Source organism: Ahrensia kielensis DSM 5890, assembly GCF_000374465.1.
Lineage (GTDB): Bacteria > Pseudomonadota > Alphaproteobacteria > Rhizobiales > Rhizobiaceae > Ahrensia > Ahrensia kielensis.
Genome location: NZ_KB894530.1, coordinates 211,891 through 226,554, shown reverse-complemented (window position 1 = coordinate 226,554; position 14,664 = coordinate 211,891). Strand labels below are relative to the sequence as shown.

13 protein-coding genes are annotated in these 14,664 nt (G+C 48.2%); 1 reads left to right on the top strand and 12 read right to left on the bottom strand.

Going from position 1 to position 14,664, the window contains the following annotated elements; genetic code table 11:
- Positions 1-2: 2 nt before the first annotated feature.
- From C504_RS0110460 to C504_RS0110415, 10 genes are all read right to left on the bottom strand, one after another.
- Complete coding sequence (locus C504_RS0110460) at positions 3-1,070, bottom strand: ABC transporter permease (protein WP_018689289.1); 1,068 nt, start codon at positions 1,068-1,070, stop codon at positions 3-5.
- Between the two features lie 74 nt (positions 1,071-1,144).
- Positions 1,145-2,518: a CmpA/NrtA family ABC transporter substrate-binding protein gene (locus C504_RS0110455; RefSeq protein WP_018689288.1), complete on the bottom strand. Its 1,374-nt coding sequence runs from the start codon at positions 2,516-2,518 to the stop codon at positions 1,145-1,147.
- Between the two features lie 306 nt (positions 2,519-2,824).
- A complete protein-coding gene (locus tag C504_RS0110450; RefSeq protein ID WP_018689287.1) occupies positions 2,825-4,033 on the bottom strand; it encodes a CmpA/NrtA family ABC transporter substrate-binding protein in 1,209 nt (402 codons plus the stop codon).
- Positions 4,026-4,634 carry an ANTAR domain-containing response regulator gene (locus C504_RS0110445; RefSeq protein WP_018689286.1) on the bottom strand — a complete coding sequence of 203 codons (609 nt, stop codon included), beginning with the start codon at positions 4,632-4,634 and terminating at the stop codon, positions 4,026-4,028. Before C504_RS0110445 ends, C504_RS0110450 begins: the two co-directional genes overlap by 8 nt.
- Before the next feature lie 86 nt (positions 4,635-4,720).
- The gene (locus C504_RS0110440) at positions 4,721-5,749 is read right to left on the bottom strand and encodes a polysaccharide deacetylase family protein (RefSeq protein WP_018689285.1); all 1,029 of its coding nucleotides are present in this window, start codon (positions 5,747-5,749) and stop codon (positions 4,721-4,723) included.
- Between the two features lie 339 nt (positions 5,750-6,088).
- Complete coding sequence (locus C504_RS0110435; RefSeq protein WP_018689284.1) at positions 6,089-7,588, bottom strand: UxaA family hydrolase; 1,500 nt, start codon at positions 7,586-7,588, stop codon at positions 6,089-6,091.
- Between the two features lies 1 nt (position 7,589).
- Positions 7,590-8,591 (bottom strand): zinc-binding alcohol dehydrogenase family protein, encoded by a 1,002-nt coding sequence (locus C504_RS0110430; protein ID WP_026317395.1) that lies wholly within the window; start codon positions 8,589-8,591, stop codon positions 7,590-7,592.
- Between the two features lie 11 nt (positions 8,592-8,602).
- Complete coding sequence (locus tag C504_RS0110425) at positions 8,603-9,388, bottom strand: ATP-binding cassette domain-containing protein (RefSeq protein WP_018689282.1); 786 nt, start codon at positions 9,386-9,388, stop codon at positions 8,603-8,605.
- A gap of 60 nt (positions 9,389-9,448) precedes the next feature.
- A complete protein-coding gene (locus C504_RS0110420; protein ID WP_018689281.1) occupies positions 9,449-10,390 on the bottom strand; it encodes an ABC transporter substrate-binding protein in 942 nt (313 codons plus the stop codon).
- Positions 10,391-10,431: 41 nt separating this feature from the next.
- Positions 10,432-11,418 carry an ABC transporter permease gene (locus tag C504_RS0110415; RefSeq protein ID WP_041951696.1) on the bottom strand — a complete coding sequence of 329 codons (987 nt, stop codon included), beginning with the start codon at positions 11,416-11,418 and terminating at the stop codon, positions 10,432-10,434.
- Between the two features lie 173 nt (positions 11,419-11,591).
- On the opposite strand from C504_RS0110415, the gene C504_RS0110410 reads away from it, so the two are divergent.
- Positions 11,592-12,497 carry a GntR family transcriptional regulator gene (locus tag C504_RS0110410; protein WP_018689279.1) on the top strand — a complete coding sequence of 302 codons (906 nt, stop codon included), beginning with the start codon at positions 11,592-11,594 and terminating at the stop codon, positions 12,495-12,497.
- Here C504_RS0110410 and C504_RS0110405 read toward each other — a convergent pair.
- Together C504_RS0110405 and C504_RS0110400 are read right to left on the bottom strand one after the other, a co-directional pair.
- Positions 12,494-13,474, bottom strand: coding sequence for an aldo/keto reductase (locus C504_RS0110405; protein WP_018689278.1), 981 nt, complete (start codon positions 13,472-13,474; stop codon positions 12,494-12,496). The two genes, C504_RS0110410 and C504_RS0110405, sit on opposite strands and share 4 nt — an antisense overlap.
- The gene (locus C504_RS0110400; RefSeq protein WP_018689277.1) at positions 13,471-14,583 is read right to left on the bottom strand and encodes a mannitol dehydrogenase family protein; all 1,113 of its coding nucleotides are present in this window, start codon (positions 14,581-14,583) and stop codon (positions 13,471-13,473) included. Before C504_RS0110400 ends, C504_RS0110405 begins: the two co-directional genes overlap by 4 nt.
- Between the last annotated feature and the right edge of the window lie 81 nt (positions 14,584-14,664).

The following is a 14,664-nucleotide window of genomic DNA, read 5'->3' as shown; positions in this document are numbered from 1 at the left end:
TCCTATCGATTTGCAGAAAATGTAAAGGCGCGTTGCAAGGCAAACATCAGCCTGTCCAACATGAAGCCGATAATGCCGATGGTCAGAACAGCCACCATAATTTTGGCAAGCGATTGAGAAGAACCATTTTGAAACTCGTCCCAGACAAATTTACCCAAGCCTGGATTCTGCGCGAGCATTTCAGCGGCGATCAACACCATCCAGCCCACACCTAACGACAGCCGAAGGCCTGTAAAGATGAGCGGCAATGAAGACGGCAGAACAACTTGCGTAATTGTTTTATGCGTCGGCAATTGCAGCACGCGACCAACATTCATGAGATCTTTATCAACCGAAGCCACGCCCAATGCGGTGTTAATCAGCGTTGGCCACATGGAACAGAGCGTCACCGTAACCGCTGATATTAGCAGAGACTTAGGCATCCACTCATAGGGCGTTGCATAGGTCGCAGAAACAATCATCGTCACAATCGGTAGCCAAGCCAGCGGTGAAACAGGTTTGAAAATTTGAATAAGCGGATTAATTGCGCCATTGAAATTTCGCGATAGACCAGAGGCAATCCCAAGCGGCACGGCAATAGCAGTGGCAATCACAAAGCCAAGACCAACGGTAAAGAGCGACGTTATAATTTGATCTAAATAAGTTTGCTTTCCGGTGTAATCGCGGAACTTTGGCTCTTTGCCTGCGGCCCGTAATTTTTCATTGCGCGTATCCTGCCGCGCATAAAAAGCAGACGCCTTTTCACGTTCGCGCACATGATCGCCCCACAAATTTTGGGCCTGCTCCCAAACTTGAACAGGGCCCGGCACAGCACCAAGCGATGTTTGGACTTTCGGTGCAAGAACGGCCCAAGCCATTAAAAATGCCAGAATGCCCAAAAGCGGAATAAGCAACACACTGCGCAGTTCGCGCATTTGGTCCCGCGGGCTGTCACCTGCAATCATACGCAGAATTGGAACAAGCCAAGAAAAACCCAGCGCGTCGAGCCAACCACTGGCTTTCGTAATTGCAGAAAATATTTTCTCGCGTCCGTTGCTGCTATTTGGCGCGATGTCTGTGGCGTTTGCCATCTTTCAAATACCTTTGATCAAAATTCTAATGAGGATGCAAAGCGCATGAATGCGCTTTGCTTGGATTAAGCGCGTTAGCCGCCAGCGGCTTCATCGCCTTTAAGACCAATTGTCAGCGTATCGAGATATGCGTTGGGCGCTTTGCCATCGTAAGAAACACCGTCGATGATATTTTCTGCAGGCGTGGGTGCGCGGTAGCCGTCACTATCCCAAGGAAAGTCCGCTTCATCTGCATTGCCGTCTTCAACGACCATGCGTGCAGCTTGCAAATAGATGTCCGGTAGATAGACCGACTTGGCCGTTTCGGCATACCAGTCATCGCTTTTTGCCTGCGTAATTTGTCCCCAACGACGCATTTGGCTCAAATACCAAATAGCATCTGAATAGTAAGGATAGGTCGCATAATAGCGGTAAAATACATTGAAGTCCGGCACATCGCGCTTGTCACCTTTTTCATATTCAAAGGTGCCCGTCATCGAGTTTGCAATCACTTCTGCATCCGCACCGACATATTCAGAACGAGACAAAATTTCGACGGCTTCCATGCGGTTAGCATTGTCATTTTCATCAAGCCATTTCGATGCACGGATAAGCGCTTTGGTAAGCGCAAGCGTTGTGTTCGGATTTTGCTCGGTAAACTCTTTCGACAGACCGAATACTTTTTCAGGATTGTTTTTCCATATCTCATAATCGGTGATGACCGGCACACCGATACCTTTGAACACAGCGGCTTGGTTCCAAGGTTCGCCCACGCAATAGCCATCAATCGTGCCTGCTTCGAGCGTGGATGGCATTTGCGGCGGCGGCGTTACAGATAAAAGCGCATCCGCACCGATCTGTCCCGACACATCATTTTCAGAATAAAATCCCGGATGAATACCGCCCGATGCCAACCAGTAACGCAGTTCATAATTATGCGTCGACACGGGGAAAACCATTCCCATGTTGAAAGACCGCCCTTCAGCCTTAAACGCATCAATAACTTTTTTAAGCGCATCAGCTTTAATCGGATGGACAGGTTTGCCTTCAGCATCCATTTCCAAATGCGGTTTCATGAGTTCCCAAACCTCGTTGGAAACAGTAATGCCGTTGCCATTAAGGTCCATCGAGAACGGCGTGACGATATGCGCTTTAGTGCCAAAGCCTATCGTGGCTGCCAAAGGTTGGCCTGCCAACATATGCGCACCGTCAAGCTCGCCCGTGATGACACGGTCCAGCAGCACTTTCCAATTCGCTTGCGCTTCAAGCGTAACGAAAAGCCCCTCATCTTCAAAATATCCTTTCTCATAGGCAATCGCTAAGGGTGCCATATCAGTCAATTTAATGAAGCCGAGTTTCAACTCGTCCTTTTCCACCTCAAGCATCTCTGCTTGCACAGGTGAAAGCGCCACTGTCGATGCGAGCGTCAGTGCGGTAATTGCCGTTCTGCGCGTGATCCGAAATGTCATCAATTCTCTCCTTGCGGATTTTCCGCATAAAAAAACCGCCAAACCAAAAGCACCGCGGGAGGATTGCGGTGAAATCTGGTTTGGCGGCGTTGCCTGTTGAAGACCCGTCATTGGATCTTAAAAATCAGCTCTGAATAGCTATCAACACTTATGCATGAGGCGTGCCAGTTTGCGACAACGTTTGAAAAAGCATTAGTTTCAGCAACTTAAAGATAATGAGAGAAATATCGGCGTTAGGCGTCTGAATAAGCATTGTGCACTGCGATACATATTTAAGCCTAATAAATATGCAAAACAGAAAATGCTCTATTTTTGTGCGGCGATGTAATCATCCATTTTATCAGGGTCAAAAACAGTTCCGTCAAAGAAACCATCTGGACCTAAAAATAGCGATTGGGCACTCACGCCCACTGCCGTGGTCTCCAGCAATCCGCCTTCGACTTTGGAGTTTGCGGCTGGCACCGCTACCCCTAAGGGCGTGAGCGCAGCGCGGTAAATGTCAGGCCTAAAACTATCGTGCACAATTTGTTTGTTGCTGCTGTCATGAGCAACATGACCGGCGCGAACCATCTGACTATAAATCCATAGCGCTTGGCTGCGCCAAGGAAAGGTTGCGGCTTGTGCATGAGGTTCGAAAAATGCCAATCCAGAATTTAAAGATGCACCATTGAGAATTGAGCCCGTCAACGCTGGTTCAATAATATCCGCACTCTGGTTCAGATATTCCGGCTTGGCCAATATATGGCAAAGCGCACTCACATTGGCCTTATCTGCACACCATAAAGACGCTTTATAAAGAGCGCGCACAAGACACGTGACTGTTTGCTCATTTTCAGCTGCCCAATTCGCTCTCATCGCCAAAACTTTTTCAGGGCTGGAAGCCCAGATTGCCGCTTTAACGGTCGCGATTTTGCCTACCCCACGCGAAACCGCAATGGTGTTCCAAGGCTCACCAACGCAATAACCGTCAATCTGCCCTGCTGCCAGCGCATCTGCCATTAATTGCGGCGGCAAAACCACAATCTCAATATCGGCGTCCGGATGAATGCCACAACCAGCCAACCAATAACGCAGTTCATAATTGTGCACCGAATGCGGATGAACCACGGCAAAGTGCAGCGTTTTTTTGGCCCCATGTTTCAACTGTTCAACGACAAGCCGAAGCGCGCCGCCAGCCGCCGCCGCATCGGATACCGAAAATTGGGCCTTACTGGACATCGCTTCATACAGGCTATTGCTGACCGTGATTGCATTTCCGCCAGAACCCAGCGCCATCGGGGCAATCAGTTTAGTGTCAAACGGCGTCAGCCCTAAATTGGCCGCCAGCGGCATCGGGGCCAGCGCATGGGCTATATCAAAATGGCCAATAGCAAGTCGGTCACGCATATTGGCCCAAGAATTTTCGCGTACAAGCTCAAGCGTAATTCCCTCTTCTTCGGCGAACCCTTTTTCTTTCGCAGCGAGCAATATTGCACTATCCGTGAGCGGCATAAAACCAGCAGTCAGTTCAATCATCGTTACCACCTCCTGCGCCAAGAAGATCGGCAGACATGACTAAACTTTCGGCGACCTCCACTATTTTGCGGTTTTGATTCATGGCTGTTGAGCGCAGCAATTTATAGGCTGCATCCTCATCCACACCGCGGCTTTTCATAATCATGTGCTTGGCTTGCTCTACGATTTTACGACCCTGTAGTGCACCGCGCGCTTCTTCGAGCTCGCGCTCTAGCCTAGAAAATGCGTTGAAGCGACTAATCGCCATATCCAGAATATTCTTAACCCGCTCTTGCCGTAGTCCATCAACCACATAGGCTGAAACCCCCGCATCAATGGCCGCCTGCATTGTTTCATTATCAGAGCGATCAACAAACATCGCGATCGGCCGCTTGACCGCACGCGATAATTGAAATGCGTTCTCCAACATATCGCGATTTGAATTTTCAATATCAATAACAATCACGTCGGGCGCGAGCGCTGCTATTTTTGCAGCAATCCCATTCATGTCATCAATGATCGTGACGCGGTTGTGCCCAGCTAATTTCAACCCAGCTTCAATTATTGAAGCACGGGTAGCGTTTTCATCAATGATAAGAACTGAAGGAAGCGGGCCTGACATATTGTCTATTCTGCTTAAAATAAAAAATTGTGCAATGCACAAAATTCATCTCGAATAAACTTTGTTATCCTCAGCGCAAAAGCCGCTTACATTAAACGAAATGGAATTCCGCTCAGAATCGCCGCAACATAGCGTCGCTTTTGGTAGAAACCATTGAGCGAAACCCGTGGTAATAACATCCACTCGTCTTGGCTATAATTTGTTAAAACACCGGGCTGTGTTGTCACGCCAATTCTAAGTCCGGCTCTGCGTGCAGCCTTTGCTTCGCGCGGCCCACAAGCACGCTTCCAACCATATGGATAGGCAATCGATGCAGGAAGCCTTTGCGTCCATTCTTTTATCGCCTCAATACAGTCAGCCATTTCGCGGTCCAAGTGCGCAGCATCGATACGGGTTAAACAACAATGCGAAACCGTATGTGCGCCAAAGCTTGCAAGAGGGTCTTTGGCAAGTTCTCGCAGTTCATCGGCATTCATGACTTCATCTTTGACAATCTTCATTGGATCAACACCGTGTGCGATCGCCGCTTCGTTCAGCCGGTTAACAGCAGTGTCTTCATCCACAGATTCAATCAATTGCGCTATGCGTAAGAACACCGCATGTTTTTGCTGGTGAGTTGAGCAAATGACATCTTCAACACCATCGCCAAAATCGAATTGAAATTGATCAACGGCGCGTGTCAAAACCTCAGCGGTTTCCCACCACATTGTATGCGTTCGTTCCACAAAGCCCTTTGTAATGTACAAAGTGTATGGCACGCCATATTTTCTAAATACCGGCGCTGCAAATTCAGCATTGTCACGGCAACCGTCATCCAGTGTGAACGCGACATAACGCTTATTATTGTCACCTTTGGCAAGCAATTCTGGCAAATCAGTCAGCGCAACCGGCGTGTACCCTTTTAAGATCGCCTCTTGGATTGCCTGTTCGAGAAAGTCCGGCGTAATTGATAGAAGCGCATTAGGCTCATACGGTCTATTCATTGCAGGGCGCACATGATGAAGCGTGAATATGACACCGCGTCCAGCGGCCTGCGGCATCAATCGCCCTAACTGGCTTAGAGCGATAATTTCAAGACCGGCAGTAATAACCATTTTCTTAAAAATTGGCTTCATATCACTTCTCTAATTCAGATCAGGCAAGTCGATGAATTGAAATGGGGATAAACCCAATTTCTTTTTCTTCGGCGAGAATCTCTCATTTGAAGCAACACTGATGTAGGTATTGACTTTGAAAGTAAAGTGGCACCAAGAATAAAAGAATATATCTTTCTTCTATCAGTATAAATATAAACAGGATGTTACCAGGTGCCGTGCAGCACAAAACTTTAGGCATATACGTTGCATATACCCATTTATCGCGCTCTATTTGCGCGCATATCATCGCTAAATCGCCTTCAGATCAGCTGTAATATCAAAACTCAAGCTTATTAATGATGATGTCCTTGAACTGAACTAAAGCACCGCGCCTATTTGCCAAGGCACAAATTCAACACCGCCAAAGCCAAGCGATTCGCTTTTTGTCTTTGTGCCGCTCGCCACATCAATCAGCATTTCGAAAATTTCCGCGCCCTTGTCAGCAAGGGAATGCCCTTCGGCAATCTCACCGCAATTGATGTCCATGTCGCCGCTCATGCGCGCATACATATCGGAGTTTGATGCAAGCTTGATACATGGTGTTGGCATATAGCCAGATACAGATCCTCGCCCTGTTGTGAAGGCGATCAAATTTGCGCCCGATGCAACCTGCCCCGTGACCGAACATGGATCATATCCTGGACTATCCATGAACACGAAACCTTTCTGCGTAATCGGTGCAGCATAATCATACACACCTGCAAGCGGTGCCTGTCCGCTTTTTGATACAGCGCCCAACGACTTTTCAAGAATTGTCGTCAGACCGCCACGTTTATTGCCAGGGCTTGGATTGTTGTCCATTTTTGCGCCATGCCGTGCGCAATATTCTTCCCACCATGTCAATTTATCAACAAGCGCTTGGCCGACCTCGGCTGTTACAGCGCGGCGTGTTAAAAGATGTTCAGCGCCATAAATTTCAGATGTTTCAGATAAAATCGATGTGCCACCATGCGCGACCAAAAGATCAGATGCAACACCCAGAGCTGGATTGGCCGTAAAGCCAGAATAGCCATCAGAGCCACCGCATTGCATACCCAGCATAAGTTCAGATATTGGCGCAGGTGCACGTTCCGCCTGATTAGCATAGGCTGCAAGTGACGTTAGTTCCTCAAGCCCTTTTTCAATCGTGCGCTGTGTTCCACCCATTTGCTGAATGGTCATATAGCGCATCGGGCCATCAGCTGTAATTTTGCGCTCACCAACCAGCGTTGCAAGCTGCAAAACCTCACAGCCAAGCCCCACAAGCAAAATACCGCCAAAATTAGGATGCTTCGAATATCCCGCCAAAGTGCGCAGTAAAATATCGTAACCTTCGCCGCGGTTCGCCATGCCGCAGCCACTGCCATGCACGATGGGCACAATCCCATCGACATTGGGAAACGCATCCAGAATGCCAGACTTTTCCGCCGCCTCAACGATGAACCGTGCAACCGAACCCGAGCAATTGACCGAGGTTAAAACACCCAAATAATTGCGTGTGCCAACACGCCCATCGGCGCGGTGATACCCTTGGAAAGTGCGCTCAATTGCAGGCGCAGGCAGTGGATTTACCGCAGATGAAAAAGCGTAATCAACTTTGTGACCGCTCATTTCCATATTGTGCTCATGCACATGAGAACCCGCCGGTATCATGACGGTCGCCTTGCCAATAATCTGGCCATAGCGCAGCACGTTCTCTCCCTCAGCAATGTCAACCAAAGCCACTTTGTGAGACTTGAGGATAGCCTCAATTGCTACGCTTTCACCAGCTTTAAGCGGCGCAAGTGCAATCGCGACATTATCATCATCGTGAAGCTTCAAAATATCTGGAGCGCTCATATCAATCCTCAAGGCTCACGATTACTTTAATCAGTTCTGCACGGTCCGCAGCCAAATCGCTGAACTGAGATGACAACTCTTCAAGCGACAAAATGCTAGAGCAAAGTTTGTCCGCATCAATCAAATTATTTTTAAATGAATCCATGACCCAATCAAAATCTTGTTTGAGCGCATTGCGGCTGCCAATCAAACGCATTTCTCTTTTGTGAAATTCCGGATCATGAAAAGTGATATCATCTTTGACAACGCTGACCAGAACATAAGAGCCGCCATGCGCGACAGTTTTAAATCCAGCCTCTATCGCGCCGCTATGGCCTGTGGCATCAAAAACAACGTCATAGCCGGCACCATTAGTATGCCGTAACGCGGCATCAATTGACGTAAAGCCTTGCTTGAAATCAAATTTCTCTGCTGCTGCGTTTAGACGTGTATCGCTCAGATCAAGCAGCGATACATTGGCACCTTTAAGCCGTGCAAAAAGCGCCGCACCAATGCCGATAGGGCCAACACCGGTCACAAGCACATTATCCCCCGCCGCCACTTCAGAGCGGCGAACAGCATGGGCACCAATGGCCAAAAATTCGACCATTGCGGCCTGTATTGAGCTAAGCCCCTCGGCTGAATAAAGATTACCAGATGGCACAGCGAGTTGCGTCGCAAGCCCGCCATCGCGGTGAACGCCAAGCACTTCGATTTTATAACAGCAGTTGGGTTTACCGCGCTCACATGCACGGCAAGAACCGCAGGACAAATAAGGATTAACGACCACGAGATCGCCTGCATTCCAGCCATTGCTATCATGCGTAACACGGCCGCTCAGTTCATGACCGATCACACGTGGATAGGCCAAAAACGGATGTTTGCCTTCCAAAATATGATAATCCGTGCCGCAAACACCAACCGCGCAAATATCAATCAGTACCCAACCTTCTGGTACTTCGCTCACAGATGGGCGTTGCTCAATGGCAAATTTTCCAGGCTCAACAACCACACCAACTTGCATCATCTGTCCGCTCATTGAACCTGCCCTCGCGGTGTCCAGTCGTCAGGCAATGCGCCTTTAATAATCAGGCTCAAAATATCATCCTTGTTCACATCACCGATGGCGAACGTGCCAACATTGCGGCCCTTGTTCATAACCATCACTCTGTCGCATAAATCGAACACGTCATGCATGTCGTGGCTAATCAGAAAAATGCCGATACCTTCGGCTTTGAGGCGGCGCGTCAAATCTGCAACCATCGCCGTTTCAGATGGTCCAAGCGCTGCCGTTGGTTCGTCCATAATCAGCACTTTGGCTTGAAAATAAATGGCGCGCGCAATTGCGATCACTTGGCGTTGCCCGCCCGATAAATTCGATACCGCATCACGCAAATTCTTAAAATTAGGATTGAGTTGGCGCAGCGCCTTTTCAGCTTCAGAAAACATCCGCGCATCATCAAGATTGCCAAAGCGGGTCTTTAACTCGCGCCCAAGGAAAAGATTGGCCGCCGCATCCAAATGATTGGCCAGCGCCAAAGTCTGATAGATCGTTTCAATACCATTGTGACGCGCATCTTGCGGCGTATCAATAACAGCCTCTTGGCCATTGATAAGGATTTTACCTTCACTGGGATTCATCGCACCGGACAAAATGCGCATAAGGCAAGATTTACCCGCGCCGTTGTGGCCCAACACGCCAACGACCTCGCCAGCATGAAGACTAACCGACACATCTTCGACCGCATGCAATCCACCAAATCTTTTGTGGATTTTCGACATCTCGACCAAAGGAGTTTTATCTGTTGCTGTGTTTAGCATAGTTGATTTCGCCGCTTATAGGGTGAACAGCTGGCGCAAGTTGCGCCAGCTGCTGCACAATCAGTAAAGTACGTTTTGTGCTTCAGGAGAATCGATGTTCTCTTTTGTGACCATCACAACACCAGTGTCGATGAAATCAGTCACCTTCTCACCAGCAAGAAGATCGATCACAGCGTTGACGCCAAGTTCGCCCATCTGGAACGAGCCCTGCACAGCAGTCGCAAGCAACGTGCCGCTTTTCACCATGTCTTGAAGGTCTGCATTACCATCAAAGCCAATGGCTGTGAGTTGACCAGCTTTACCAGCTTGCTCAATCGCACGGCCCATGCCGATTGCTGTTGGTTCATTGGCACCAAAGATACCAATAAGATCGCCATTGGCTGCAAGCGTATCCGTTGTCTGGTTAAGCGCTGTCGCCATTTGTGATTGCGAATAAAGCGGCCCAACAATTTCGATGTCAGAATTGTCTTCAATATATTTTGTGAAGCAACCAACGCGGCCGATTTCAGAACCAACACCAGCAACATAAGACATCACAGCAACCTTGCCGGAGCTTCCTGCAGTGTCGATCATCAATTTGGCAGCCTGCTCACCAGCAGCACAGTTATCTGTTGAAAGGAATGTCTGATAGTATTTCTCATTACCTTCAGCCAAACCGCTATCAATGATAGCAACCGGAATACCGGCTTCAAAAGCACGCTTAACGGCAGGCGCAAGCGCTTCTGGATCAGATGGTGCAAGAACAATCGCAGAAACACCGCGGTTGATTGCATTTTCAACAAGTGAGACCTGATCGGCAACAGCGGATTCCGTAGCTGGGCCATTGAATGACATTGTGTGTTCGCTCTGCTCGCCAATAGCAGCAGTCGCACCTTTGTTCACATTTTGCCAAAAGTTAGAGCTTGTCGTTTTAACGATAACGGCAATTTCTCCCGCCGATACAGTCGATGTAGCCAAAGCCAGCACACTTGTTGCAAGCATAGTTTTCAGTAGGTTCTTCATGGTTTCCTCCCTAGATGAAGATTTTAGTTAAAGACGACTGATCAGTTTCGATTACGCATCTGGTCTATGAACACAGCCCCGATAACGACGATCCCGATAATGATTTGTTGAATGAATGCGGATGTTCCGGCCATGTTGAGACCATTGCGCAGAACACCAATGATAAAGGCACCAATCATGCTGCCTGAAATACTGCCGACACCGCCCATCAAAGACGCGCCACCAATGACCGATGCTGCAATGGCATCAAGCTCATACATAACGCCTTCATTGGGCTGAATAGTCACAAGACGCGACATTAAAACCATGCCTGCAAGTCCAGCCAATGCACCCGATGCAGTGTAAGCCCAGATCTTAGTGCGCGTGACATTTACCCCTGAAAGTCGCGCCGCTTCCTCATTTGAGCCAACAGAAAAAATATGTCTGCCGATCTGGCGACGCTGCAATAAAAATGCACCAAGCACAGCCATAACAAGCAGCAGAACCGCAGGGTAAGGAATACCCGGGAAAATCACCTTCGGAAAACCATTTGCCTGCATTTCAACAACACGGAAAAACGAGCCATTGCCAAGCGCGCCAAATGTATCGCCAAGTCGGCTGATGGGCGCTGCGCCTGTTAATTGCAGCGCAACACCGCGCGCAATCATCATCATACCGAGCGTTGCAACAAAGGGCGTAATCCGCATCTTGGTAATCACCAAACCATTAATAAACCCGCACAAGCCGCCCGCAATAACGCCAAGCACCATGGCAGGAATAACAGGCACGCCCGCCTTGATCGTAAGACCCGTCACCACGCCGGAAAGCGCTAAAACCGATCCAACGCTCAGATCAATACCGCCCGTGATAATAACCATCGTCATACCAATGGCCAAAAGGCCGATCACTGCTGTTTGCAGCAAAACGGTAAGACCATTGTTCAGCGACAAAAAGGCAGGGCTTGTAAATGAGAACGCCAGAACAAGGAGAAGCAGCGTTAGTAAAGCTGAAACTTTATGTAGCGCTGAACCAGACGGTAAAAACCGCATTTTTGATTTGGTCTGTACTTCAGACAAGATCACTCCTCCCAGAGCCACATTCTGATTTTAATAATAATAAACCGTATAGTCGTAAAATGGCATCGTCAAATGTTTTTAATTTTTTTTGAACAATTGCAAAAAACAGTTATTATATATCTGAATGAACTGGAGCGAAGTACCTTATGGCCCGCACGAATGAACGCTTTATTGTTGCTCACAAGCAGATGTTGTCGCTTTGCGATGGCATGGCTATCGGCGAGGTTTTGCCGTCTGAAAATATTTTATCATCTAAATTAGGTGTTAGCCGAACGGTTATTCGCAGTGTCCTCAGCAAGCTTGATGAACAATCCATCATCGCTTTGAATGGCCGTGAAAAGCTCATCAAGCGGCGCTCTAAGAAATCCGATCACATGGAATTGCCCGCAACGCTTATAACGATTGAAGAACTCGAACGCCGATTTTTAGATTGGGTTTTGCGCATGGATGTGCCGCCCGGAACCGCGCTCAACGTTGCACAATTATCGAAATATTTTTCTGTTGCGCCACACACATTACAAGAATTTTTCTCATCACTTAGCCGTTTCGGCATCGTTGTTCGGCGTCCGCGCGGCGGATGGGTACTTAACGGTTTTACCGCAGATTACGCGATTGAACTGTCTGATTTTCGCGTTGTTCTTGAACTTAACTCGGTGCGCCATCTTGTGGCTTTGCCGCAGGACCATGCCATTTGGGCACGGCTTGACGTTTTAGAACAAGAGCATTTGGCGCTTTTGGAGAGAATTGATAAGGACTATCATGACTTTTCAAAACTGGATGAAGCATTTCACACGGCAATCAACAGCGTGGTCAGCAATCGCTTTATAAAAGAGTTTCAGAAAATCATCTCATTGATTTTCCACTACCATTTTCAATGGAATAAAACGGACGAACGCAAACGCAATGAAGGCGCTATCAAAGAGCACTTAATTTACATAAATGCCTTGAGAAGCCGCGACTTCAAAAAAGCAGAAGCAGCAGCCCTTACCCATCTAGCAACATCAAAAGAAACCTTACTAGGTTCACTAGAAGCACACAGTCACACACCTTAGCGCGTTACAAATTCACGCGCTGCTTCAGATAGTTTAATTTGCGCCGCATCGAGATTGCGTTGCAGCGATTTAACCTTGCCAGTGCCCAGTAAAACCGAGCAAGCAGCAGGATGATGAAGCCCAAATTGCAATGCGGCCTCGGCTAAAGTTAGATCAACCTTCTGCGCATTATCTTGCAAAATTTTGACACGGTCTATAATTTCGTCAGATGCGGGGCTGTAATCAAACCATGCGCCCGCAACTGGCCCAGTCGCCAATATGCCGGAGTTAAAAATACCGCCAAGAACAAGACTTGTTCCTTGCGCTTTGCATAGATCAAGCAGCGCGTCTTCTGCTTCTCTGTCCAGCAATGTTAAGCGTCCTGCTAGAAGAATAACATCAAGCGGCGTCTCTTTCATAACGTCAATACAAACCTGAGACTCATTGACCCCTAAGCCAATAGCACCGATGCGGCCTGATTGTTTAAGGTCATGCAACGCGCCCATGCCAGAACCCAGCAAGTCGCTCATATGGCGCTGACCTTCTTTGGCACCATGCGTTACATCACCAATGTCATGAACATAAATTATATCGACACGCGATGTGCCCAAGCGTTCGCAGCTCGCCTCAAAGCTTTCAAGAATACCTTCTGCAGAATAATCATAACGAACGGCATTGGGTAAGGGCTGAATGAAACCATCAGCCTCTTCCATTGGTTCTCCAGCAGATAAAACGCGCCCCACTTTTGTGGAAATCACGTAATCATCACGGTTTTTGCCTGCAAAGAACGCGCCCATGCGTTGCTCAGATAATCCGCGCCCATAATGAGGCGCAGTGTCAAAATAGCGGATACCCGCCTGCCAAGCATAATCCAGCACTGCCGCCGCATCTGCATCGCGCACGACACCGCCTAAATTGCCGATACTCGCACCACCAAAAGAAAGCGATGTCACGGAAACGTCGGTTTTACCAACCTGTCGTTTATCAAAATGCATCATGCAGTCTCCGTGTTTCGGTCAACAATTTCTTGTAGAATAGGTTTGTCAGATTGATCGCCCTTGGCTATCGCCCAATCAAGCATAGCCTTTATCCGGCGCTCAACTTTTTGCTGATGATTTTGCGCGATATCCGCAATTTTGTGCTCCAAAAAAGGATTGGCAAAACGGTCCAAAGTCACACGAACATAAGCGTCAAATTCATGCTCTAGCTTAGCTGCAACAAAGGCTGGCCTTACCTCGTCAGAATATACTTTTTTCAAAGCGGCAAGCTCGTCCTCATCCTCCATCAACTGGCGCATCATCACATCTGTGCTGCCCTTGCGAACAAGCCAGCGATCCGCAAAAAAGCTATGGCCAAGATTTAAGACAAACAGTTTAAGCGCTTCGATTTCATCTAATGACGCAACAGTTTTAATGCTCTCATGTTCACAAGGCAGCTGCAATTTTGGCTGATCTTCAATCGCCCACAGCGCATAGGGCTCAGCCACCGCTCCTGCTGGTTCAAGTGGTTCAGAAACAATTCTATCCACGAGCGAATTAACCCAAACGACACCCTCATCCAAATAACGCTTAAAGTCGGCACTGTCATTTTGCGCAATTTCCAGCACACGTTTTTTCAGCACGGCACCGTTTTCAACAATTAATTCCATCGGCATAATCTGAATAGGCTTGCCATTCGCTTCAAACCGCAAACGCAAAAGCTGGGTGAGCTTGGCAGGATAAGACATCGCTTGATCAAACCCGGCATCCATATCACATGGCTGCGGCGCAAATCCTTTATCGCCAGTATTCGACAAGACAATGCTGACTTCCTCAACAAAGATGCGCGTAATTTCCGGCCAGTCGGTCGCTGTTGTTAAGGCGCGCACGATGCTACGCACCGCAATTGTTTCTTGAACCTTCCGGCCCTCATTAAGTCCTTCCACACGCACAGGGTAAGCACCGACCAAGCCATCAAGTCGTTTTGCGCGTGCGCTATCGCCAGAGCTTTGCACAATCGTAATTGGCCCTGCCGCTTGCCCTCGATCCATCGCTTGCGAAACAAACAGATCAATATGCGCTTGAAGAAAACGACTCGTTCCGAACTGTAAAATTGGCGTGGATTGCATCTCGCAATACTCCTTCTAGCCTATTGACGGCTCGTTGCGTTAGTTGCATTGTTTTTAATTATACAAAACATTTTATGTCAA